Here is a 21,429-nt window from a genome sequence, read left to right on the forward strand (position 1 = left end):
CCTGAAGAGGTTTCTGCCGTCGCGCGCGCTCTGTCGACCAGGGCGAGCGACGGCCTCACGCCTGGAGGCATCCGTGAATCACACCGAGACCCGCGCGACGCACAGTCGCACCCGAGCAGTGTTCGCGGCGGTGCTGGCCGTGCTGATGACACTGTTCGGCACACTGACCGCACCCACCGCCTTCGCCGCCGACGGCGCGACGGTCGCGGCGCAGGTGACCGCGGCATCCGAGGCGGGCGTGTCGATCCAGGTGAACGCCCAGGGGCTTCCCGCTGACATCACGGGTGCGTACGCCGCGCTCATCGTGCAGGGCAACGACGAGGCGCTGAACAGCCAGGAGTACGTCGCGTTCGCCCTGCCGTTCCCCGCGGTCGCCGCCGGTTCGACCGCGTTCTCGCTGACCGCTCCTCTCGCGAAGCTGGACCGCACCCTGACCTATGAAGTGGTCGTGTGGAAGCAGCACAGCGCGTTCACACCGGAGAACCTCTACGGCCGCTCGGTCGTATCGATCTCGGAAGGGCAGTGGGACGCGGTGTTCCCGCCGGTCGAGCCCGAGACACCGGTCGAGCCCGAGACGCCGGTCGAGCCCGAGACACCAGTCGAGCCCGAGACGCCGGCCCCCGCCGTCACGACCTCCGTGTCCTCGGCATCCATCGAAGACGGACTCGTCGTCGACGTCGCCGGCTCCGAGTTCGCAGGCGTCTCAGGCGAGTACGTCGCGCTGATCGAGAAGGGCACCGAGGCCGATGTCACGGCAGGGGGTGGCTTCTTCGCGATGCAGTATGTGCGCGGTGTCGCCGACGGCGCCTTCCAGGTGAGTCTGACCGCCGCAGCGGATGCGCTCGACCCGTCGATCTCCTACGAGGTGATCGCGTGGCAGCAGCACACGATGCCGAACGCCGACACGATCCACGCGCGCACCGACGTCGCCATCAGCGCCGAGCAGTGGGCGGCGCTGAAGCCCGCACCGATGCAGCCGTCGATCGACGTGTTCCTCGCCGACGGTACGACTCCGGCTGCGGGCACCGCGCTCGCGGAGGGAGACACCATCGTCGTGAAGGGCAGCGGTTACGACCCGACCGCCAACGTCGGTGGTCGCGGGGTGCCGATCCCGTCGCACCTGCCGCAGGGCACGTACGTGGTGTTCGGCGAATTCGCCGAGAACTGGCAGCCGTCCACGGGCGCGGCATCGGGATCGCGATCGGTCGGCGCACAGGTGTGGGCACTCGCAGAAGGCGTGCTCGAGCAGGTTCCGGCGCAGTACCAGGACGCGATCCGTGCGCAGTGGGTCGACATCGCCGCCGACGGGACCTTCACCGCCACGCTGACGCTGAAGGACGCACCGGCCGAGCCGGAGGGCGGCGCATACGGCGTGTACACCTACGGCGCCGGTGGCGTGAAGAACGCCGCGCAGGAGCAGAGCGTTCTGCTGGACTACCGCACCGCGCAGGACAAGGTCGTGCAGGCCGTCACCTCGGTCGACGGCACCGACCTCGTCGTCGACGTCGACGGACGAGGATTCGACGGCGAGCCGGGTGTCTATGCCGCGCTGATCGAGGAGGGCACCGAGGCCGATGTCACCGCTGGTGGCGGCTTCCTCTCGATGCAGTACGTGCGGAGCATCTCCGACGGCGTGTTCACGACCGCTCTCAGCGCGGCAGGCGACGCACTCGACCGGGGGAAGTCCTACGAGGTGATCGTCTGGAAGCAGCACACGATGCCGAACGCCGACACGATCCATGCACGCAGCGGAGTGACCATCACCGCCGAGCAGTGGAAGCAGCTCGACGGTCCGTCGACTGAGCCGCCGAAGCCGACGCCGACCCCGACGCCGACGACGCCGCCCACTGCTCCGCAGAAGCCTGTGGCCGGAGGATCGCTGCGCTGGGCGATCTCGTCGTCGTTCGTGAACTACGTGACAGGTCCCATCGCCCAGGGCGAGATCCGCGTCTCCGGCGGCGCGACGCGCTCGGGCGGTCAGTTCCAGTTCGGGCAGGCAGCCGGCAGCACCTACGACTCAGCGACCGGTGTCGGCGCGGTGGCATACACCGGTGCGGTGCGATTCACCGGACACCACGGCGTGCTCAACGTGACGGTCTCCAACCCGCGTGTCGAGATCACCTCGGCATCCGCGGCGACGCTCTACGTCACGCATGACGGCGTTCGGGTTCCGTTCGCTGCGATCGACATCTCCTCGGCCGCGAAGACCACCACCGGGGGTGCGACGACCTTCATGGCCGCGCCGGCCAGCCTGACCTCCGCCGGGCAGAATCAGGTGCTCGGCGGCTTCAGCACCGCCCTCAATCCGGTGACCTTCACCATCGGGGCACCGGCCGCAGCGCCCAACGGCACTGTGGGCACGGTGGCTGCGGCATCCGTGCAGCAGAAGCAGGAGCTGCCTTCCGCGCCTCCGGCGACCGCGGGAATCGTGATCGACGAGGAGAACCTCAGCGCGCTGCAGTCCGGAGCATCCGCCACCGTGTCGGCATCCGGTTTCCAGCCGGACGAACGGGACATCAAGGTCGTCGTCTATTCGACGCCCGTGCTGCTCGACACGGTCGACGCGGACGCGAACGGGGTCGCCACCTGGACCGGTGCGCTGCCTGCGACCCTCGAGGCCGGGGCCCACACCCTGACCTTCCAGGGGTCGATCGACCGTGGACTCGCGTTCACGCTCGATCGCACCGCGACGGCGATCGACGTCTGCACCGTCGAGGGCGCCACTCTCAACTGGGGGTACAAGGAGAGCTTCCGCAACTACATCGAGGGCATCGCCCACGGCGGTTGGGATCTCAGCGGCGTCGTCTACGAGTTCCCCGAGTTCGTGTGGTCGGAGGGCACCGGCTCCTTCGATTCCGAGGCAGGGAGCGGTCTCGTCGACTTCGGCGGCGCCATCGCGTTCCACGGGCACGACGGTGCGCTCGACACGACGCTGAACGATGCGCGGGTCGAATTGGCCGGCGACAAGGGCTACATCGTGTTCGACATCGCCGGCACCACGCAGGGCGGCGAGCAGATCGATCAGAAGGGCGTGCGGTTCGTCGAGTTCTCCCTGGCGGATGCCGAGACCGTGGACGGTGTGCTGACACTGAGCGGGGCGGCATCCGCCCTCACAGAGAGCGGATCCGCAGCGTTCGGCACCTATGCGGCTGGTGAGTCTTTCGACCCGGTGTCGCTGCGCATCCCCGTGGCAGCCGACTGCGGTGTCGCCCCGGTGGATGAGGCGGCGGACGAGGAACCGGTCGCGGCGATCAGCGCGGCGGTGACGCCGAGCACCGATGATGCCGTCGGGTTCCCGATCTGGGCATGGGTGGTCATCGGGCTGCTCGTCGTCGGCGCGGGAGCGGGTGTCGTCGTTATCGTCGCGCGGCGTCGGGATGCGGTGTCCTCCGCCATCGGCGAGGATTGAGGGTATGACCACCACTGAACGTCCCCAGCGACGCCCTCGTCCGCAGATCGTGCTGGAGGTCATCGAGTCCGTCCGATTGTCGCCGCACCTGGTGCGCATCATCGCCGGCGGCCCCGGTATCTCGGCGGTCGTGGACAACGGCTTCACCGACGCGTACACGAAGATGGTCTTCGCGCCGGCCGAAGCGGGGCTGACGCCGCCGTACGACATGGAAGAGCTGCGAGAACGACTGCCGGTCGAGCTGCTGCCCTCCGTGCGCACCTATTCGATCCGCCTGTTCGATCTCGACGCCGGACGGATCTGGATCGACTTCGTCACGCACGGCGACGAGGGTGTGGCGGGGCCGTGGGCGGCGAACGCGAAGCCGGGGGACCCCGTCGTGCTCGGCGGGATCGGCGGCGGGTACGCTCCCGACCCGGCGGCGGACTGGCATCTGCTGGTCGGCGACGAGTCTGCCATCCCCGCGATCTCGGCGGCGATGGAGGCGATGCCGGCGGATGCCGTCGGCACGGTGCTCCTCGAGGTGCAGGACGAGTCGGAGCACATCGAGCTCTCCGTGCGCGACGGGATCGACGTGCGCTGGCTGCACCGCGGGGACCGGGAGGCGGGGACGACGACCGAGCTCATCGACGCGGTGCGTGGTCTGGAGTGGCGGTCGGGGCGCGTGCAGATCTTCGCCCACGGTGAGCGTGGTGCGATGAAGCTTCTCCGGCCGTACTTCACGGATGAGCGCGGCGTCGACCGTGCCCAGCTGTCGCTGTCGGCGTACTGGGCATACGGTCGCCGTGAGGATGCGTTCCAGGCGGAGAAGCGCGAGGCCGTCGGCCAGGTGTGAGGCTCCCGCAGCCCTCGGAAGAGTGGGACAATGGAGACATGTCCTCCACCGATTCCCACGAGACCGTCGAGGCGACCGTACGACGGGTGCCTCGCTACGGGGTGTTCATGGGCATCGGCGTCGTGCTCGGGATCATCGCCGCCGGCATCCTGACCATGGTCGGCAACTACGAGCCTTCGCAGGCGCTCGATGTCGTCTACCCGCCGAGTCAGGTGTTCGGCTTCGCGCTGCTGTGGACCGTGCCGATCGGGCTCGCTCTGGGCGGCGTGGCGGCGATCCTCCTGGAACGCCTCGCCCGCCGGCATGACCGTGTCGTGCGCGTCGACCGCGAGACGATCATCGAAGCCGACTGACCGGCATCCCGCTACGCCAGCTCGGCGATGATCGGCCGGATGGCGGCGTCGAATGCGACCACATCCCGCCGGAGCCCATCGGTGACGGCGACCGTGAGTGCGCCGATCCACCAGATCCCACGCTGCGAGAACGGCAGCACCTGCACGTTCAGCTCGAATGAGTGCGCGCGCCGGCCGATCTCCCGCTCGAACTCGGCGATCGCGCTCGCATAGGCGCGGTACGCGCCGCCCCCGGTGGCCGTCTTCATGGTTCCCAGATATCGCTTGTGCGCGTCGCGGGCGTACTGCAGCGCGGAAGCCGCGAGCGGAGTGATCGCTTCGCGCAGTTCCTCGGCGCCGGTGGCCGGCAGAGCGACCAGGGTGTCGAACCCGTCGACGAGCTCCAGCGGGCCCTCGGCGGGGTGCGCACGCGGCTCCACCGCCATGTCCCAGTAGTCGCGCCACTGCGCTTCGAGCGCGGCGCTGGCGTCGGCGGCATCAGGCGCGCGCACCTGCAGGTCGCGCAGGCTCGGCAGGCCCTCCGGCTCCCGGATCCCGAGCATCTGTCGCAGGGCGAGCGCGACGAGCGTCGGCATCCCGGCGTCCTCGCGTATCAACCACTGGGGCTTCTCGGCCATGGCCCCATCCTAGGGAGAGATCGCGGAGATTCCACTGCTCGGGCACCGGTAGTCTTGTGGGGTGGCAGCCTCCTCCACCAATCCCTATTCCGAAGCCGGCGTCGACACCGCTGCAGGTGATCGTGCCGTCGAGCTGATGAAGTCCTCCGTGCGCGCTACGCACGGCCCCGAAGTGCTCGGCGGTGTCGGCGGGTTCGCCGGCCTGTTCGACGCGACCGCTCTGCTCGGCTACACCAAGCCGTTGCTCGCGACCAGCACCGACGGAGTCGGTACCAAGGTCGCGATCGCGCAGGCGCTCGACAAGCACGATACGATCGGGCAGGACCTGGTCGGGATGGTCGTCGACGACATCGTCGTCGTGGGGGCGAAGCCGCTCTTCATGACCGACTACATCGCGTGCGGCAAGGTCGTCCCCGAGCGCATCGCCGACATCGTCCGCGGCATCGCCGACGCGTGCACCGCCACCGGCACCGCGCTCGTCGGCGGTGAGACGGCAGAGCACCCCGGCCTTCTCGGCCCGCGTGACTACGACGTCGCAGGCGCCGCCACCGGCGTCGTCGAGGCGGATGCCGTGCTCGGCGCCGAGCGCGTCCAGGACGGCGACGTCGTGCTCGCGCTGGCATCCAGCGGGCTGCACTCCAACGGCTACTCCCTCGTTCGTCACATCGTCACGGGCGCGGGCATCGGCTACGGCGACAACGCCGCAGACCTCGGCACCACCTGGGGCGAAGCGCTGCTCGAGCCGACCCGCCTGTACACGCTCCCGTTGCTGCGCCTGATCGAGAAGCTGGCAGAGGGCAGCGTGCACTCCCTCAGCCACGTCACCGGCGGTGGCATCGCTGCGAACCTCGCGCGTGTGCTCCCGGTGGGCAGCTGGGCGGAGGTCGACCGCTCGACGTGGTCGCCGAGCCCTGTCTTCCGTGTGCTCAGCGACATCGCCGGTTCCACACTGGAGTCCGCCGAGGGCACCTGGAACCTCGGCATCGGCTTCCTCGCCGTGATCGATCAGCGCCAGAAGGATGCCGCGATCGCCGCGCTCGCCGCGGAGGGCATCGACGCCTGGCAGGTCGCGACGGTCGGAACGGGTCCTCGCCCGTCCGGAGAGTTCGAAGAAGGCGCCAAGGGCGTCGATGGTGGTGCGGTGCGTCTCGTCGGCGCATACGCGGATGGAGCAGAGTAATACCCCATGTGCGGAATCGTCGGAGTGGTCGCTGGCGGCCCGGTCAATCAGGACATCTACGATGCGCTTCTCCTGCTGCAGCACCGTGGCCAGGACGCCACCGGCATCGCCACGGCTGAGCCGAGCGGCGTCATGCACATGGCCAAGGCCGAGGGCATGGTGCGCGAGGCGTTCCGCACCCGCGACATGCGCTCGCTCCTCGGCAACGTCGGCCTCGGCCACGTTCGCTACGCGACCAAGGGCACAGCATCCAGCGAAGAGGAGATGCAGCCGTTCTATGTGAACGCGCCCTACGGCATCGTCCTCATCCACAACGGCAACCTCACCAACACGCGCGAGCTCACCGCGGAGATGGCCAAGCGCGATCGTCGCCACCTGAACTCCTCCAGCGACACCGAGTTGCTGCTGAACGTCCTCGCCGGCGAGCTGCAGGCCACGACGAGCGACGTCGACCTCGACCCGGAGCGCATCTTCGAAGCCGTGAGCCGCACGCACGAGCGCATCGAGGGCGCCTACGCCGTGATCGCCGTGATCGCGGGCTACGGTCTGCTCGCCTTCCGTGACCCTTACGGCATCCGTCCCCTGATCCTCGGTCGCCGCGACGGTGCGGAGCACGACGAGTGGGTCGTCACCAGCGAGTCGCTGGTGCTCGAGAACGGCGACTACGAAGTCGTACGGGAGGTTGCGCCCGGCGAGGCGATCTTCATCACCGACCAGGGCGAGTTGTTCAGCCGGCAGTGCGCCGAGAACGCCACGCTCACGCCGTGCGCGTTCGAGTACGTGTACCTGGCCCGACCCGACTCGACGATGAACGGCATCGCCGTGTACGAGTCGCGTCTGCGGATGGGGGAGCGTCTCGCCGACACGATCGCGAAGCACGTGCCGCGCGAGAAGATCGACGTCGTCATGCCGATCCCCGACTCCGCTCGTCCGTCGGCGATGGAGGTCGCCCGCAAGCTCGGGATCGAGTACCGCGAGGGCTTCTACAAGAACCGCTATGTGGGCCGCACCTTCATCATGCCGGGTCAGGCGGTGCGCAAGAAGAGCGTGCGTCAGAAGCTCAACGCGATGTCGACGGAGTTCCGGGGCAAGAACGTGCTCCTGATCGATGACTCCATCGTGCGCGGGACGACGAGCAAGCAGATCATCCAGATGGCGCGGGATGCCGGTGCGCTGTCCGTGACGTTCGCCTCGGCTGCGCCGCCGGTGCGGTACCCGCACGTGTACGGCATCAACATGCCCTCGAAGCACGAGTTGATCGCCCATGGCCGCACGATTCCGGAGATCGCCGCGGAGCTCGGCGCCGACCACCTGGTGTACCAGGAGGTCGAGGATCTCAAGGCCGCGATCATCGAGGGCTCGGATGTGACCGACCTCGACATGAGCTGCTTCGACGGCCGCTATGTCACGGGCACCGTCACCGACGAGTACCTCTCCTGGGTCGAGAGCTCGCAGTCGTCGTGAGCACGTCGCGCCCGCTCTGGCAGGGTCGGGTGCTCGCGGTGCTCGGCATCCTGCTGTGCGCCTTCTCGCTGCGCTCCGCCGTGGCATCGCTGTCGCCGCTGTTCGATCACGTCGCCGCCGACTTCCCGCTCTCCTCCGCCGTGGTCGGGCTCATCGGCACCGCGCCGCCGGTGTGCTTCGCGATCTTCGGGTTGCTGACACCGCTGTTCGAGCGACGACTGGGCCTCGAACGGGTCACCGTGATCGCGCTGATCGCGATCACCGCCGGCCTCGTGCTGCGCGGATTCTCGGTCGACGCGATCACGCTGCTGCTGTCGACCGCGCTCATCTTCGCCGGAGTCGGGATGGGGAACATCCTGCTCCCGCCGTTGGTCAAGAAGCACTTCCCCGACCGGCTCGGCGCGATGATGACGATCTACACGACGGCGATGGCGCTGTCGACGTTCCTGCCGCCGTTGGTCGCGGTGCCGGTGGCGGATGCCGCCGGATGGCGCGTGTCACTGGCGATGTGGGGAGTGTTCGCACTCGCCGGCACCATCCCCTGGGTGCTCATGCTGCTCCGAGGGCGCACCGACGGCGTCCCGGTCCCCGTCGTTCGCGAAGACCGCTCGGCACGTGATGCGGAACGGGCGGATGCCGCGGCATCCGGTCCCGTGACGCTGGTCACCGGACCGATCGCCGTCGCTCCGGCGAACTCGCGGGTGTTCGGACGGCTCGCCCGGCTGCCGCTGGCCTGGTCGATCGCGGTCGTCTTCGGGACGTCGTCGACGATGGCGTACGTCTCGTTCGCGTGGCTGCCGACGATCCTGGTCGATCGGGCCGGGGTCACGGCATCCGTCGCCGGACTGCTGCTGTCGCTCTTCGCATTCATGAGCCTGCCCGCTTCGCTGCTCGTCCCGCTGCTGGTGGTGCGGTTCCAGGCGACGAGGCCGCTGTTCATCGTCGCCGTCGCCTGCGGCGCGGTGGGCCTGGCCGGACTCATCCTGCTGCCCTCGATCGCCCTCGTGGGGCTGTGGGTCGCGCTCTTCGGCATCGTCGGTGTGCTCTTCCCACTGGCGCTGGTGCTGATCAGCGTTCGTGCGCGCACACCGGAGACGGCCGTCGCACTGAGCAGCTTCGTGCAGAGCGCCGGTTACATCGGAGCGGCCGCGTTCCCCATCCTGCTCGGCGTCGTGCACGACCAGACCGGCGACTGGCTTCTGCCGCTGCTGATCATCGGCGCCGTGCTCGTGATCGCCGTGCCGTTCGGGTTGATCGCGGGTCGGCGGCAGACGATCGAGGACGAGTGGGAGCGCCGGCACGGACGCTGGTGAACCAGTGCCGCGCCGCGGGTGAACACAGCGGATGCGGGCACGACGAAACCCCCGCACGAGGTGCGGGGGTTGTCAGATCAGGCGGTCAGGCCTTCTCTAGTTCGTCTTCGTCTTCGTCCGCGTAGTCGTCCGCCCACTTGTCCACGTAGGCGTCTTCATCCGTCGGATGAGCAAGTTCCCGCTCGAGCGCGGAGTAGTTCACCGAAGGACTGAAGGACTTTAGTTCGCGAGCGATCTTGGTGTGCTTCGCCTTTTGACGGCCACGGCCCATGCGCGAGACCCCCTAACGATTTAAGCTGTCGGACAATCAGGTGCCCGAGGCATTCACGACACCGGCGTGCGGCCGGTAAGAGTAGCATTCAGGATAGCACGAGGGCCAGGTGTGCTGGCCTTCGCCGGCAGGTGAAGGGAACGATTCACATGACAGATGCAGCCTCCTCCCCGTCCGACGAAACGGCGCAGAACGCCGGGTTGCAGAAGGCCGTCATCGTCGGCATGCAACCGGGTCAGGCCGTACACGTATTGCAGGAGGCCGCGCACTACGCGCACCTCCTGAACGCCCCGCTCGTGGTCGCCCATGTGGACGTGACCCGGTTCGTCACATATGAGGATCCGGACGGTTACGTGCACTCGGCACCGATCGATCTCAACATCGAAGCCGGCGCCGCCGAGTTCGAAGAGGTCCAGGCGGCCGCGGCCGCCGAACTCGACGGCAAGGGCCTGACCTGGGCCGCGCGTCAGCTGGTCGGTGACCCGGCCCTTGCGATCAAGCAGCTCGCGAACAAGCTCGACGCGCAACTGATCGTGGTCGGCACGCGCAAGCGCGGGCTGGGCGAGTCGATCAGAGAGTTCTTCACTGGCTCGGTCGCCGCGCGTCTCGCTCACCGTCAGCACCGTTCGGTGCTCGTGGTGCCCCTCGAGGAGTCGGTCCCCGACGACCAGCAGGAGATCTGGACCGAGTAGCCTCTGCCCGGCCCGCCGAGATCCTGTGTTCGGCACGAATACGGGATCTCGGCGGATGGGCCGGACGGGCTCAGGCGCCGGGAGAGGCCAGAGCCTGTGTGACGGCGCGGGCTGCGGCGTCGAGCGCGGCCTCCAGGTCGTCGACGGTGGATACCGCGAGCACGCCGCCGCGCGCCACGTGAGTGCGCAGGTCGGTGCGCACTCGGGCGCGGAAGGCGTTGATCGACGCATCCGCCCGGTGCAGCGCTTCACGACTGGTCACCCGTTCGTCCGGCATCGAAGACGAGGTCGACCGGGGGCGTGCCTTGGCACTCGTCCGCTCGTCGTTCGCGGCCGCCGCCAGATCGGCGCGCAGGCTCTTCATGGCGTCCTGCACGCTCTGGCGCACTTCGTTCGCGATCAGGCGGACCGAGTCGGCGAGACCGGACTCGATGCCGGCGAGATCGCCCTCCCGTCCGGCGAGTTCGGCGCGACCGGCATCCGTGATCGAGTAGATCGTGGTGCGTCCGTCTACGGTCTTGGAGACCAGGCCCTCCTCCTCGAGCTTCGCGAGCCGAGGGTAGATGGTGCCGGCGCTGGGCGTATAGGTGCCGCCGGTGCGATCGGTGAGCGCCTGGATGATGCCGTAACCGTGCTGCGGAGCCTCGGACAGCAGGGAGAGCAGATACAGGCGCAGGTCGCCGTGCGAGAAGACGGCCGGGGTCATGAGTCCCACTCCGCATCGTCTGCGACGGTGATGCGAGGCTGACGCAGCACCGTGATGTCGCCCGAGACCGAGTTGGTGCGCACGTCGACGAACGAGCCGGCGAGCTCTCCCGTCGAGCCCGTGTAGTTGGTCGGTCCGGTGTTGCCCCGGTCGACGCCGTCGATCAGCATCCGTCCGCTCATGGAGCGTGCCACGTAATTGGCGGGCAGAGTCTCCTCGAGTCGGATCGTGCTGTTGCCGGCGACCGTGTTCAGGTTGATGGTGTTCACGGCACCCGCCGCGTCGACCATGATCGCGCCGGAGACGGTGTCGACCGTCGCCTTGCGCACCGAGCCGGTGATCGCCACGTCGCCGGAGACGCTGTTCGCGTTCGCCGAGCCGGTCAGGTTACGCACCTGCACGTCGCCGGAGACCGAGTTGACGGTCAGGTCTCCGGTGTGGGTGTCGACGATGATGTCGCCGGAGACGGTGTTGAGCCGTGCGTCGTTGGTGAGTCCCGAGATCAGGGCGCCTGCGCTGACCACGCCGAGGTTGAGCGCGATGCTGCGGGGGACTGCGACACTGACCTCGGCACGGGGGCCGCCGGAGCCGAAGTTGCGGAAGACCTCAAGGAAGTTGTCCCACCCCAGCTGCGGGTGGTCGATCTCGATCTCGTTGCCGTCGGATTCGATCCGGAGGTCTTTGATGGTGACGCCGTGCACCTCGATGCGGATGCCGGGGTCGTCGTGGGCGACGACGTCCACCTGACCGCCGACGAGCCCGACCTTGAGTCGGGTCGCCTGAGCGATGTCGATGACGCGTTCCTCGCCGGGGGCGATGAGCCACTTCTCGGTCATGTTGTCTCCTGGTGTGTGATTAGTCGCGATATATCGCGTGTGAAGAGAGTAACACGATATATCGCGAGTTTGTCAAGAGGAGATCTCGTGAAAGCCGGATGAGACGCAAGAGGCGCCCGGCTCTGAGCCGGGCGCCTCATTAGGAACGCGCTGAGTTCACTGCACGTAATTCGGGCTGTACACGCGATTGTTCGAGGAATCGCGATCGTTGTGGATGCTGGTCTGAATGGATGCTCCGGGGTGGAGGTACACGTCGCGGATCGGGCCGGGATTCATGGTCATCGTCAGCGTCACGGTGAGCGTCTGGCCCGCGGCGATCGATGTATTGCGCAGCCAGAATCCCAGCGGGCTCTCCTCCACGATGTCCGATGAGACGTCCACGCCGTCGAGCTGTGCGCTCGTGATCGTCGCCCCGGTGAAGGCATCCTCCCAGCCTCCGCCCGCGCCGGGCTCACCGACGTAGACCTGCGGGCCACGCACGTCGAAGGAGATCTCCGGACTCGTCCCACCCGGGGCGAGTGAGGTGAGCGAGAAGGACGTCGGAACGTCGATCGCGTACGGCGTGGAGGCGTCGAATTCGTTCATGATCGTCGCGGTACTCCACTGGGCGGTCACAGAGCCGTCGTTCGTGTCCACGTACGTGGCGGACATGGTCACGACGTTGTTCTCCGGGGTGGGGTCGCCTGCTGCGAGGACGCTCAGCACATACGGATTCACGTCGTCGTACCACGCTCCCTGCCAGACGCCGAAGCCACCGTAGATGGAGACGGAGCCGCCCGCCGGTATCTCTGCGGGGATCGTGAACGTGGAGGTGACGATGTTGCCGGTCGTCTGCGAACTCGCACGCGGCACCTCGGTGCCCGTCGACGAGTCGAGCCTGAAAGTGGGGTCGCCCAGGACGCGTGCGTCGCTGCTGGCCGTGACCACCGTGCCGACCGGCACTGTCGCGCTCGAGTCGTTGAAGATGCTGAATGCCCCGGGGACGCCGATGCTCCACTGGCGGAGGCCGTCAGGGCTCTGCGCGCCGAGCCCGTCGCCGAAGGGAAGGGCCTCCAGTCGCAGGTCGGTGGCGACGCTCGCTGCGGCCAACGGCGTCGCGACAGCGGCGGCGATCACCGGCACCGACCATGCGGAGGCCTTCAGTACGGTGCGCCGGGCTACCCCGGGCGCGTCGGATGTCGTGATGTCAGTGCTCAAGGGGTCCCCCACCGGTCGTTTCAATTACGGGGAAGACTTTAGCGGGTTCTGGGCGGTTCGGCTTGACATTGACGTTGCGTCAACTTTTATCGTGGTCATATCGACACGGAAGGAGGATGTAGTGCACACGCAGGACTGGTCGATCCAGGAGATCGCCCGCCACGCCGGGACCACGAGCAGAACGCTGCGTCACTACGACGACATCGGCCTGCTCGCTCCATCGCGCATCGCGCACAACGGCTATCGGCACTACGACCAGAGCGCCCTCGTGCGGCTGCAGCGGATTCTGCTGCTGCGCGACCTCGGACTCGGTCTGCCCCAGATCGCCGAGGCGCTCGAAGCATCGACGGACAGCAGCGCGGCAGCCGAGGCATCCGCTCTCGAGACCCACCTCGCGTACCTGCGCGAGGAGCAGAACCGGCTGGCGCGGCAGATCGCGTCGGTCGAGACGACCATCAACGCATTGAAAGAAGGAGGAACCCTCATGGCCGAGAACATGTTCGACGGCTTCGACCACACGCAGTACAAGGAGGAGGTCGAGAACCGCTGGGGAAAGAAGGCCTACGCCGACAGCGATCGCTGGTGGCGAGGCATGACCGACAGCGAGCGAGCCGAATGGCAGCAGCTCGTGTCCGACCTCTCCCGGGACTGGATCGCAGCCGCCGAGAGCGGCATCGAGCCGGCATCGGATGAGGCGCAGGCCATCGCGCGACGCCACGTCGAGTGGCTGACCGGGGTGCCGGGCACGCCGGCATCCGTGCCGCAGGGCGACGTGAAGGGCTACGTGATCGGGCTCGGTGAGATGTACGTCGCCGATCCGCGCTTCGGTGCCAATTACGCCACCGCCGACGGCGGTACGCGCGGCGCCGAGTTCGTCCGCGACGCGCTCCGCGTCTACGCGGAGGCGAACCTGTAGGACACGCGTCAGGGAGGAGATCGCACGTTCGGGACGAAGATCCCGCGTGTTCTCTCCTCCCTTTCGCGCGTTCTCCTCCCGAACGACTGCGGGGCATAGGGTCTATGCATGGCAGGCCGCCGCACGACCTCGAACGCGGCGCCGTTGTTCGTGGCAGCGGCGCTCAGCTATGAGGCGAACTGCGCACTGGGTCTGGCAGTCGCCGCCAGGGTCATCGACACCCGGAACTTCCGCTGGCTGCATCATGCGATGTACATCACGACGTGCACCACGGTCGTCGCCGCCATCGGCAGCGCGTGCCGGGGCAGTCGGCCCGCGCGTCAGGCCGCCCTCGCGCTGGCGCCGGCCGTGGTGCCGCTCACCGCGATCGCCTACGTGCCGACGCACACGCGCCGGCATCCGCTCGTCGCGCTCGCCGCAGCGCCCTTCATCGTCGCGAGCGTCGTGCGCTCGCTCCGCCCCGCCGACCGGAAGTGATCGCATGGAACTGCTCGACGCCATCCGCCGCCGCAAGACCACGAACGGGCCCTTCCTGCCCGAGCCCGTCTCGGGGGAGCATCAGCGGATCCTCCTGGAAGCGGCGGGCCGAGCCCCGTCGCAGCTGAACAGCCAGCCCTGGCGATTCGTCGTGATCGAGAGTCGCGACACGATCGAGCAGATCGCGCGCATATCGGGCGAGAGCATGACCGAGGCGATGTCGAACGGCACGTTCTTCGAGCGCTACAAGCCGTACTTCCGCTTCAGCCAGGCCGAGATGGAGCAGAAACGCAGCGGGATGCTGTTCGACAAGCTCCCGGCGCCGCTGCGCCCCTTCACCGGTCAGGTGTTCACGAAAAGAGGGCAGACCCTCATGAACGCCCTCGGGGTGCCGAAGACGCTCGGGTCGGAGAACCGCAAGCTCGTCGCGGGCTCTCCGCTGCTGCTCGGCGTGATGCTCGATCGCAGCGAGTACCGCCCCGGGCAGCTGTCGTCGTTCTATTCGGTGTTCAGCATGGGCGCGGCGATGGAGAACGTCTGGCTGACCACGGTCGAGCTCGGCATGGGCATCCAGTTCATCTCGTTCCCCATGGAGGTGCCGGGTCGGTGGGATGAGATCGTGCGGCTTCTGCGCGTGCCTGACGATCTCGAGCTGATGGCCGTGTACCGGCTGGGCTACCTGCCGCCCGAGCAGCGGCGCCCGGCCATCGACTGGTCGAGCAGCCAGCGCAAGCTCCCGTCGCAGTACGTGTACCGAGAGGTCTGCGAGACGCCGCAGACCGGCTGGGACGAGACGGACTGACCGTGCGTCAGTTACCGCCCGACCGGGGGTGAAGCGTCAGATCGCGGACCGCGGGGCCCTCGATGCGCGTGCCGTCCGGCGCGAAGCGCGAGGCGTGCAACGGGCAGTCCCACGTGCATTCGGCGTCGTTCCAGTCGAGCACGCCTCCCAGATGCGTGCACACGGCGGAGACGCCGCGCGTGACGCCGTCCACAGTGGAGACGCCGACGGGGTGACCGGCGCGATTCGCCACGACGCCGCTGCCCTCCGCGGGGCGGGGAACCGGAGCGCGACGCGACTCGGCACGTGACCATCCGGTTGCCGCGGCGGCTGCGACCCGCCCGCTCTCGGCGACGGCCCGTGAGATGTCGGCGGGCACGGTCAACCGTGTGCCGATCGCCGTCATCCAACGCGGTCGGTCGTGCCGATCGGTGCCGATGATCTCGGCGGTGAGGCGCAGTGCGGCGGCCGGAGCGTTGGACAGCCCCCACTTGGCGTAGCCGGTGGCGAACCGGATGCGTCCGAGACCCCGCGGCATCGCGCCGACGAACGGGACGAGGTTGTGCGACTCGTAGTCCTGAGCCGACCACCGGTGGGTCTCCTCGGCACCGGGGAAGTGCTGTCTGGTCCATGCCACGAGATCGTCGATCGCCTCCGTCTCGCCATCCGAACGTCCGACCGGATGCCCGTTCCCGCCGACCACGAGCTGCGCCGTCGCGCCAGGCCCGTCGTCGGGCGAGACAGGACGGATCGACCGGCTCGGGTCGTCCACGGCGATGAAGGTGCCCTCGAGGGCGCTCCCCGGAACGCGGAAGGCGACGCAGTACGAACGGAGGCCGCGGGTCTTCGCGAAGTAGAGACCCCGGTCGATGATGGGCGTGCCCGTCGCGAGGACGACGTGGCGCGCGAACAGCGGCCCGGCGGCGGTATCCACGCGCGGCTCGGGGAGGGCGTGGGCGCCGGTGGCGCGGATGCCGGTGTGCAGTACTCCGCCCACGGCCCGCAGCTCTTCGGCCAATGCTCGTGCGACACGCATCGGGTCGATCGTCACCTGCTCCTCGAGGGCGACGGCGCCGACGACCGGGAACGGTGTCGCGGGCAGATCGGCCGGAGCCAGCATCCGGGTCGCCAGCCCCGCCTCGCGCGCAGCGAAGTGCTGAGCCCGGACAGCGTCGAGGCCGCGCGGACTCTGCGCGTACGTGTGGTCGGTGCACCGGGTGTAGGGGACTCCCGCGCTGTCGGCGAAGGCGGTCAGCCACTGCATGCCGGCGCGGTTGGCGTCCACATACGCCCTCACGAGTGGGACCGTGTGATGCTGGCGGATCTTCGCCAGGGTCTGCCCCTGAAGCAGCGTCAGCTTGCCGGTGTTCGCACCGGTCGTGAGCTCGCCGACCTCGCCGGCGTCGATCACTGCGACATCGAGACCCTTGCGAGCGAGCATGACCGCGGTCGACAGGCCGGTGAGCCCCGCCCCGACGACGACCACGTCATGGCGTGCGCCGGGTTCGAACGGCGACCCGAGGGATGAAGTGGGTTCGAGCTTCCACAGAGGGTTCATGGCGTTCAGTCAACGCCGCCCGCGAATGCACACATACCGCCTTGACAATCCCGCTGTCCGCGGTCACGCGACGACGGGGCTAGAGTGGCCGCGTGACTCTCCGCCGGCTGCTGCTCGTCGTGCTCGGTGGGACTCTGGGCACCGCGATGCGGCTCGCGTTCGCCCTGTGGACGCCGGATGCGGGAGGCTTCCCCCTCGCGACCTTCACGGTGAACATCCTCGGCGCGCTGCTGATCGGGGTCCTCGCCGCGCGCCTTCCCGGCGGATCGGACCTGCGCGTCTTCCTCGGCACGGGCATCCTCGGCGGGTTCACCACCTACAGCGCTTTCGCGGTCGACACGGTGCAGTTGTGGGCGCAGTCGCCGCTGCTCGCGGCGCTGTACGCGTTCCTGACTCTGCTGCTCGGCGTGACAGCCGCAGCAATCGGGATGCGCGTCGCACGGCGCAAGGGCGCGCGATGACTCCGCTCGTCTTCCTGCTCGCATCCGTCGCCGGGGGTGCCGGCGCCGCTCTGCGCTACGCGGCGGATGTGGGCGTCAGCAGGTTGTCCGGCCGCCGGTTCCCCTGGGGCATCGTCATCGTCAACGTCAGCGGTTCTTTCGCGCTCGGCCTCGTCACCGCAGCGCTGCCGGATGCCGCTTTCGTCATCGGGGCGGGACTCCTCGGCGGCTACACCACCTTCAGCACCGCGATGCTCGACAGCATCGCCCTCTGGACGGACGGCGAGCGGAGGGCATCGGCGGCGCATCTGATCGGGACGTTCGCGGTATCGGTCGTCGCGGCGCTCGCCGGGCTGGGCCTCGGCGCTGCGCTCTGACCACCGCCGACGCCTGGATGCCCCGACCCGGGCGGGGGCCACGGCGCTCAGCATCCTCACAAATGCGAGAATGTACAAAAGTACATGCACAGGAGTCCAGAGGGGGAGGATCGTGGCTGAAGCCGTCCGTCGCAGACGCGATCCCGAGACGCGCCGCCTGGCGATCGTCACCGCGGCCGCTGAGCTCATCACCGAGGTCGGCGTCGACGCGATCACCCATCGCATGGTCGCCTCCCGCGCCGATGTGCCGCTCGGTGCGACGACCCAGTACTTCGCCACACTCGACGACCTCCGCGATGCGGCGCTGCAGCTGCTCGCCGCTCATGTGGCCGAGCGGATGGCGGACATCCGTGCGACCATCAGCGAACGCGGTGCGACTCCGGCCCTGCTGGCCGAACTGATCCACGCGGCCCTCTCCGACGCCGCGGCCGTCCAGGCCGATCGTGCCGTCGTCACGGCGGCCGTGCACGATCCCAGGCTGCGCGAGCTCGCGCGGCACTGGACGGACGAGCTCGTCGGTATCCTCGCCCCCGTTCACGGCCCCGACAGCGCCAGGGCAGCAGCCGTTTTCATCGACGGCATACTCTGGCACGCACAGATCCACGAACGACCGCTCGATCAGCAGCTCATCGAGACCGCGCTCGCGGGCATCCTCGGGACCGCTGAGACTCCTGCATCCCTTTCGCCGCCGTCCACCGCATAGACAACCGAGAGATCACCGTGTCGAAACTCGCCATCCTCAGTCTGCGCAACCGCGCGCTGATCGCTCTCATCACGATCGTCGCCGCCGTGTTCGGCGGACTCGCCCTGACGAACCTCAAGCAGGAGCTCATCCCTTCGCTCGAGCTGCCGTCGCTCATCGTCATGACGTCGTACCCCGGTGCATCACCGGAGGTGGTCGAGAACGACGTCTCCACGCCGATCGAGACGGCGATCCAGGGCGTTCCGGGGCTCGAGTCCACGACGGCGACGAGCTCGACGAACTCCTCGATCATCCAGGCGACCTTCACGTACGGCGAGAACCTCGCCACCGCCGAGCAGAAGATGCAGCAGGCGATCAACCGCATCTCCTCGCAGCTGCCGGAGGACGTCGAGCCGCAGGTGCTCTCGGTGTCGATCGACGACTTCCCCGTGATCCAGGTCGCGGTCACCGGATTCGAGGATGCCGAGACGGCGCAGGCCGACCTCGAGAACGTCGCGATCCCCGACCTCGAAGATGTCGAGGGGGTCAATGCCGCGCAGATCGTCGGCGGCATCGGCCAGCGCATCACCATCACCCCTGACGATGCGAAGCTCGCAGCCGAGGGCGTGAGCAGTCAGGCCATCAGAGACGCGCTGCAGCAGAACGGCTCGCTCTTCCCCGGCGGTGACATCACCGAGAACGGTCAGACGTTGACGGTGCAGACCGGAGCGAAGATCACCTCGGTCGACGACATCGCTGCTCTTCCGCTCGTGGGCACGGCCGCCACTGTGGCGGATGTCGCCACCGTGGCGCTGGAGTCCGATCCGGTGTCGTCGCTGTCCCGCGTGAACGGCGAGGATGCACTGTCGATCTCGATCACCAAGCTTCCCTCTGCGAACACGGTGGAGGTGTCCGACGGCGTGATCGCCGAGCTCGACGAGCTCCAGGAGGCCTTCCCCGACGCGGAGTTCACGGTCGTCTTCGACCAGGCGCCGTTCATCGTGCAGTCGATCGAGACGCTCGCCACGGAGGGGCTGCTCGGCCTCGTCTTCGCGGTGATCGTCATCCTCGTCTTCCTGCTGTCGATCCGCTCGACCCTGGTCACCGCGATCTCGATCCCGACCAGCGTGCTGATCACCTTCATCGGCCTGCAGGCGTTCGGCTACTCGCTCAACATCCTCACCCTCGGCGCTCTCACGATCGCGATCGGCCGTGTGGTCGACGACTCGATCGTCGTGATCGAGAACATCAAACGGCATTACGTGGGCGATGCGGACAAGGGAGACGCGATCCGTCTCGCCGTGCGCGAGGTGGCGGCCGCGATCACGGCGTCCACGATCACGACCGTCGCAGTGTTCCTGCCCATCGTCTTCGTCGGCGACATGGTCGGCGAGCTGTTCCGACCGTTCGCGATGACGGTGACGATCGCGATGGTCGCCTCGCTGCTCGTGGCGCTGACGATCGTGCCCGTGCTGGCGTACTGGTTCCTGCGTCCTGGCAAGGAGCTGCGCGACGAGAACGGCGACGTGATCGATCCGGAGCACCAGGACGCCCCGCCGACACCGCTGCAGAAGATGTACCGCCCGATCCTCGGATGGACGCTGAAGCACTCGGCGATCACGGTGATCCTCGCGGTCGTGGTTCTCGGCGGCACCCTCGCCGCTGCGCCGCTGATGAAGATCAACTTCCTCAGCGACTCCGGTCAGAACACCATGACCGTCACCCAGGACCTCGGTCCGACGGCGAGCCTCGAGACGAAGGATGCCGCGGCATCCGTCGTCGAGGACGCGCTCGAAGGCATCGACGGCATCGAGAACGTGCAGGTCTCGATCGGCTCGAGCGGCTCGTCGCTCATGGACGCCTTCTCCGGCGGAGCCGGCGTGACGTACTCGATCATGACGTCGTCCGATGTCGATCAGGAGCAGCTCCGCGCCGACGTGCTGGACGCCGTCGACTCGCTGGAGGACGTCGGGGACATCAGCGTCAACGCCTCGGCTGGTCTCGGCTCGAGCGACATCGAGGTGAACGTCACGGCGCCGAGCTCGGATGCGCTGGCCGAGGCGACCGAGGCCGTGAAGGCCGAACTCGACGGACGCGACGGCATCGGTGCGATCACGGACAACCTGGCCGCCTCACTGCCGTACATCGCCGTGGTGGTCGATCGTCAGGCCGCAGCCGACAACGGCCTCTCCGAGGTCGCGGTCGGTTCGATCGTCTCGAACACGATGCGCCCGCAGCAGGTCGGCTCGGTCGAACTGGATGACACGGCTCTCACGGTGTACATCGCCGCCACCGAGCCGCCGGCGACGATCGACGAACTGCGCTCGCTGGTCATCCCGAGCCCGCGCGGCATCCTCACGCTGCAGGACATCGCCCTTGTCGAGCAGCGTGAGGGGCCGACCTCGATCACGACCGAGCAGGGCCGGCGTACGTCGACGATCACGGTGCCTCCGGCATCCGACAACCTCGCCACCGCGACCGCATCGGTGGCGGCCGCCCTCGAAGCGGTCGATCTGCCCGACGGTGCCAGTGCAGAGGTCGGCGGCGTCGCCTCGCAGCAGGCGGACTCGTTCTCGCAACTCGGACTCGCGATGCTCGCGGCCATCCTGATCGTCTACGTCGTGATGGTCGCGACCTTCAAGTCGCTGCGACAGCCGCTGCTGCTGCTGGTATCCGTGCCGTTCGCGGCCACCGGCGCGATCCTGCTGCAGATCGTCACCGGCGTGCCGCTCGGCGTCGCATCCCTCATCGGTGTGCTGATGCTCATCGGCATCGTGGTGACGAACGCGATCGTGCTCGTCGACCTCGTGAATCAGTACCGGGAGAAGGGTCTGTCGACACGAGATGCGGTGATGGCGGGTGGCGAGAAGCGTCTGCGCCCGATCCTCATGACGGCGCTCGCGACGATCTTCGCCCTCACGCCGATGGCGCTGGGCATCACCGGGCACGGCGGGTTCATCTCGCAGCCGCTCGCGATCGTCGTGATCGGAGGCCTGGTCTCCTCCACGGTGCTGACACTGATCGTGCTGCCCACGCTGTACAACCTCGTCGAGGGGGCGAAGGAACGGCGCCGGGCTCGCAAGGCGGGGCCGGATGCCGAGGCCGACGCGTCGGAGTCAGATGGGCCGGAGCCCGATGGGCCAGGATCCGACGGTGCTGAGCATCCGCTGACCCGTCGTGAGCTGCGCGAGAATCACCGTCCTTCTGCAGTGTGAAGGCTGTCGACTGACGCTTCCGCTGCACATATCGGCATCCGCTACATCGATATGTGTAGCGCATGCCGGAACCTGTAGCGCATCCGTGGGAAGGTCGGATCAGCGCATCG

20 protein-coding genes are annotated in these 21,429 nt (G+C 68.1%); 14 read left to right on the forward strand and 6 right to left on the reverse strand.

Features of this window, described 5'->3' with window-relative positions; genetic code table 11:
* Nucleotides 1–73 precede the first annotated feature (73 nt).
* Genes ACYVG2_RS07335 through ACYVG2_RS07345 form a run of 3 tightly spaced genes read left to right on the forward strand, consistent with a single transcriptional unit; the run spans nt 74 to nt 4,597 of the window.
* Complete coding sequence (locus tag ACYVG2_RS07335) at nt 74–3,409, forward strand: HtaA domain-containing protein (protein WP_460780367.1); 3,336 nt, start codon at nt 74–76, stop codon at nt 3,407–3,409.
* A gap of 4 nt (nt 3,410–3,413) precedes the next feature.
* On the forward strand, nt 3,414–4,244 hold the full coding sequence (locus ACYVG2_RS07340; protein ID WP_460780368.1) for a siderophore-interacting protein: 831 nt from the start codon (nt 3,414–3,416) through the stop codon (nt 4,242–4,244).
* Nucleotides 4,245–4,282: 38 nt separating this feature from the next.
* Complete coding sequence (locus ACYVG2_RS07345) at nt 4,283–4,597, forward strand: potassium transporter Trk (RefSeq protein WP_448966716.1); 315 nt, start codon at nt 4,283–4,285, stop codon at nt 4,595–4,597.
* A gap of 11 nt (nt 4,598–4,608) precedes the next feature.
* Here the strand turns inward: ACYVG2_RS07345 and ACYVG2_RS07350 are convergent, their stop codons facing one another.
* On the reverse strand, nt 4,609–5,214 hold the full coding sequence (locus ACYVG2_RS07350) for a zinc-binding alcohol dehydrogenase (RefSeq protein ID WP_448966715.1): 606 nt from the start codon (nt 5,212–5,214) through the stop codon (nt 4,609–4,611).
* Between the two features lie 61 nt (nt 5,215–5,275).
* On the opposite strand from ACYVG2_RS07350, the gene purM reads away from it, so the two are divergent.
* The 3 genes from purM to ACYVG2_RS07365 are packed head-to-tail and all read left to right on the forward strand — an operon-like array spanning nt 5,276 to nt 9,171.
* Complete coding sequence (gene purM, locus ACYVG2_RS07355; RefSeq protein ID WP_448966706.1) at nt 5,276–6,394, forward strand: phosphoribosylformylglycinamidine cyclo-ligase; 1,119 nt, start codon at nt 5,276–5,278, stop codon at nt 6,392–6,394.
* A 6-nt stretch (nt 6,395–6,400) separates the two neighbouring features.
* Complete coding sequence (gene purF / locus ACYVG2_RS07360; protein WP_460780369.1) at nt 6,401–7,858, forward strand: amidophosphoribosyltransferase; 1,458 nt, start codon at nt 6,401–6,403, stop codon at nt 7,856–7,858.
* A complete protein-coding gene (locus ACYVG2_RS07365) occupies nt 7,855–9,171 on the forward strand; it encodes an MFS transporter (RefSeq protein ID WP_460780370.1) in 1,317 nt (438 codons plus the stop codon). Before purF ends, ACYVG2_RS07365 begins: the two co-directional genes overlap by 4 nt.
* Nucleotides 9,172–9,256: 85 nt before the next feature.
* Here the strand turns inward: ACYVG2_RS07365 and ACYVG2_RS07370 are convergent, their stop codons facing one another.
* Nucleotides 9,257–9,442, reverse strand: coding sequence for a DUF3073 domain-containing protein (locus ACYVG2_RS07370; RefSeq protein ID WP_188438153.1), 186 nt, complete (start codon nt 9,440–9,442; stop codon nt 9,257–9,259).
* Nucleotides 9,443–9,591: 149 nt separating this feature from the next.
* Here ACYVG2_RS07370 and ACYVG2_RS07375 point away from each other — a divergent pair, with 149 nt between their 5' ends.
* On the forward strand, nt 9,592–10,134 hold the full coding sequence (locus tag ACYVG2_RS07375; RefSeq protein ID WP_448966703.1) for a universal stress protein: 543 nt from the start codon (nt 9,592–9,594) through the stop codon (nt 10,132–10,134).
* Nucleotides 10,135–10,204: 70 nt separating this feature from the next.
* Here the strand turns inward: ACYVG2_RS07375 and ACYVG2_RS07380 are convergent, their stop codons facing one another.
* The 3 genes from ACYVG2_RS07380 to ACYVG2_RS07390 form a co-directional block, all read right to left on the reverse strand.
* Nucleotides 10,205–10,840 carry a PadR family transcriptional regulator gene (locus ACYVG2_RS07380; protein ID WP_448967259.1) on the reverse strand — a complete coding sequence of 212 codons (636 nt, stop codon included), beginning with the start codon at nt 10,838–10,840 and terminating at the stop codon, nt 10,205–10,207.
* On the reverse strand, nt 10,837–11,676 hold the full coding sequence (locus ACYVG2_RS07385; protein ID WP_460780371.1) for a DUF4097 family beta strand repeat-containing protein: 840 nt from the start codon (nt 11,674–11,676) through the stop codon (nt 10,837–10,839). The genes ACYVG2_RS07380 and ACYVG2_RS07385 overlap by 4 nt, the downstream gene beginning before the upstream one ends.
* A 156-nt stretch (nt 11,677–11,832) precedes the next feature.
* The gene (locus ACYVG2_RS07390) at nt 11,833–12,873 is read right to left on the reverse strand and encodes a hypothetical protein (RefSeq protein WP_460780372.1); all 1,041 of its coding nucleotides are present in this window, start codon (nt 12,871–12,873) and stop codon (nt 11,833–11,835) included.
* A 121-nt stretch (nt 12,874–12,994) separates the two neighbouring features.
* Here ACYVG2_RS07390 and ACYVG2_RS07395 point away from each other — a divergent pair, with 121 nt between their 5' ends.
* The 3 genes from ACYVG2_RS07395 to ACYVG2_RS07405 all read left to right on the forward strand — a co-directional run bounded on the left by ACYVG2_RS07395 (nt 12,995) and on the right by ACYVG2_RS07405 (nt 15,068).
* Nucleotides 12,995–13,789 carry a MerR family transcriptional regulator gene (locus ACYVG2_RS07395; RefSeq protein WP_460780373.1) on the forward strand — a complete coding sequence of 265 codons (795 nt, stop codon included), beginning with the start codon at nt 12,995–12,997 and terminating at the stop codon, nt 13,787–13,789.
* Nucleotides 13,790–13,897: 108 nt separating this feature from the next.
* The gene (locus ACYVG2_RS07400) at nt 13,898–14,266 is read left to right on the forward strand and encodes a hypothetical protein (protein WP_460780374.1); all 369 of its coding nucleotides are present in this window, start codon (nt 13,898–13,900) and stop codon (nt 14,264–14,266) included.
* Nucleotides 14,267–14,270: 4 nt separating this feature from the next.
* Nucleotides 14,271–15,068 carry a nitroreductase family protein gene (locus ACYVG2_RS07405; RefSeq protein ID WP_460780375.1) on the forward strand — a complete coding sequence of 266 codons (798 nt, stop codon included), beginning with the start codon at nt 14,271–14,273 and terminating at the stop codon, nt 15,066–15,068.
* A gap of 7 nt (nt 15,069–15,075) precedes the next feature.
* Here the strand turns inward: ACYVG2_RS07405 and ACYVG2_RS07410 are convergent, their stop codons facing one another.
* Nucleotides 15,076–16,605, reverse strand: coding sequence for an FAD-dependent oxidoreductase (locus ACYVG2_RS07410; protein WP_460780376.1), 1,530 nt, complete (start codon nt 16,603–16,605; stop codon nt 15,076–15,078).
* 92 nt (nt 16,606–16,697) lie between these two features.
* Here ACYVG2_RS07410 and ACYVG2_RS07415 point away from each other — a divergent pair, with 92 nt between their 5' ends.
* The 4 genes from ACYVG2_RS07415 to ACYVG2_RS07430 all read left to right on the forward strand — a co-directional run bounded on the left by ACYVG2_RS07415 (nt 16,698) and on the right by ACYVG2_RS07430 (nt 21,319).
* Nucleotides 16,698–17,066 carry a fluoride efflux transporter FluC gene (locus ACYVG2_RS07415; protein ID WP_460780377.1) on the forward strand — a complete coding sequence of 123 codons (369 nt, stop codon included), beginning with the start codon at nt 16,698–16,700 and terminating at the stop codon, nt 17,064–17,066.
* Nucleotides 17,063–17,422 (forward strand): fluoride efflux transporter FluC, encoded by a 360-nt coding sequence (locus tag ACYVG2_RS07420; RefSeq protein WP_460780378.1) that lies wholly within the window; start codon nt 17,063–17,065, stop codon nt 17,420–17,422. The genes ACYVG2_RS07415 and ACYVG2_RS07420 overlap by 4 nt, the downstream gene beginning before the upstream one ends.
* A 112-nt stretch (nt 17,423–17,534) precedes the next feature.
* Nucleotides 17,535–18,125 (forward strand): TetR/AcrR family transcriptional regulator, encoded by a 591-nt coding sequence (locus ACYVG2_RS07425; protein WP_460780379.1) that lies wholly within the window; start codon nt 17,535–17,537, stop codon nt 18,123–18,125.
* A gap of 17 nt (nt 18,126–18,142) precedes the next feature.
* Entirely contained in the window at nt 18,143–21,319 is a 3,177-nt protein-coding gene (locus ACYVG2_RS07430; RefSeq protein WP_460780380.1) for an efflux RND transporter permease subunit, read from the forward strand.
* Nucleotides 21,320–21,429 lie beyond the last annotated feature (110 nt).

Source organism: Microbacterium shaanxiense, from assembly GCF_054779995.1.

What these genes read in the sequence shown, in the direction of transcription:
- ACYVG2_RS07340 (WP_460780368.1), top strand. Translation starts at nt 3,414, where the DNA reads ATGACCACCACTGAACGTCCCCAGCGACGCCCTCGTCCGCAGATCGTG.
- ACYVG2_RS07345 (WP_448966716.1), top strand. Translation starts at nt 4,283, where the DNA reads ATGTCCTCCACCGATTCCCACGAGACCGTCGAGGCGACCGTACGACGG.
- ACYVG2_RS07350 (WP_448966715.1), bottom strand. Translation starts at nt 5,214, where the DNA reads ATGGCCGAGAAGCCCCAGTGGTTGATACGCGAGGACGCCGGGATGCCG.
- purF (WP_460780369.1), top strand. Translation starts at nt 6,401, where the DNA reads ATGTGCGGAATCGTCGGAGTGGTCGCTGGCGGCCCGGTCAATCAGGAC.
- ACYVG2_RS07370 (WP_188438153.1), bottom strand. Translation starts at nt 9,442, where the DNA reads ATGGGCCGTGGCCGTCAAAAGGCGAAGCACACCAAGATCGCTCGCGAA.
- ACYVG2_RS07375 (WP_448966703.1), top strand. Translation starts at nt 9,592, where the DNA reads ATGACAGATGCAGCCTCCTCCCCGTCCGACGAAACGGCGCAGAACGCC.
- ACYVG2_RS07380 (WP_448967259.1), bottom strand. Translation starts at nt 10,840, where the DNA reads ATGACCCCGGCCGTCTTCTCGCACGGCGACCTGCGCCTGTATCTGCTC.
- ACYVG2_RS07385 (WP_460780371.1), bottom strand. Translation starts at nt 11,676, where the DNA reads ATGACCGAGAAGTGGCTCATCGCCCCCGGCGAGGAACGCGTCATCGAC.
- ACYVG2_RS07400 (WP_460780374.1), top strand. Translation starts at nt 13,898, where the DNA reads ATGGCAGGCCGCCGCACGACCTCGAACGCGGCGCCGTTGTTCGTGGCA.
- ACYVG2_RS07405 (WP_460780375.1), top strand. Translation starts at nt 14,271, where the DNA reads ATGGAACTGCTCGACGCCATCCGCCGCCGCAAGACCACGAACGGGCCC.
- ACYVG2_RS07410 (WP_460780376.1), bottom strand. Translation starts at nt 16,605, where the DNA reads ATGAACCCTCTGTGGAAGCTCGAACCCACTTCATCCCTCGGGTCGCCG.
- ACYVG2_RS07420 (WP_460780378.1), top strand. Translation starts at nt 17,063, where the DNA reads ATGACTCCGCTCGTCTTCCTGCTCGCATCCGTCGCCGGGGGTGCCGGC.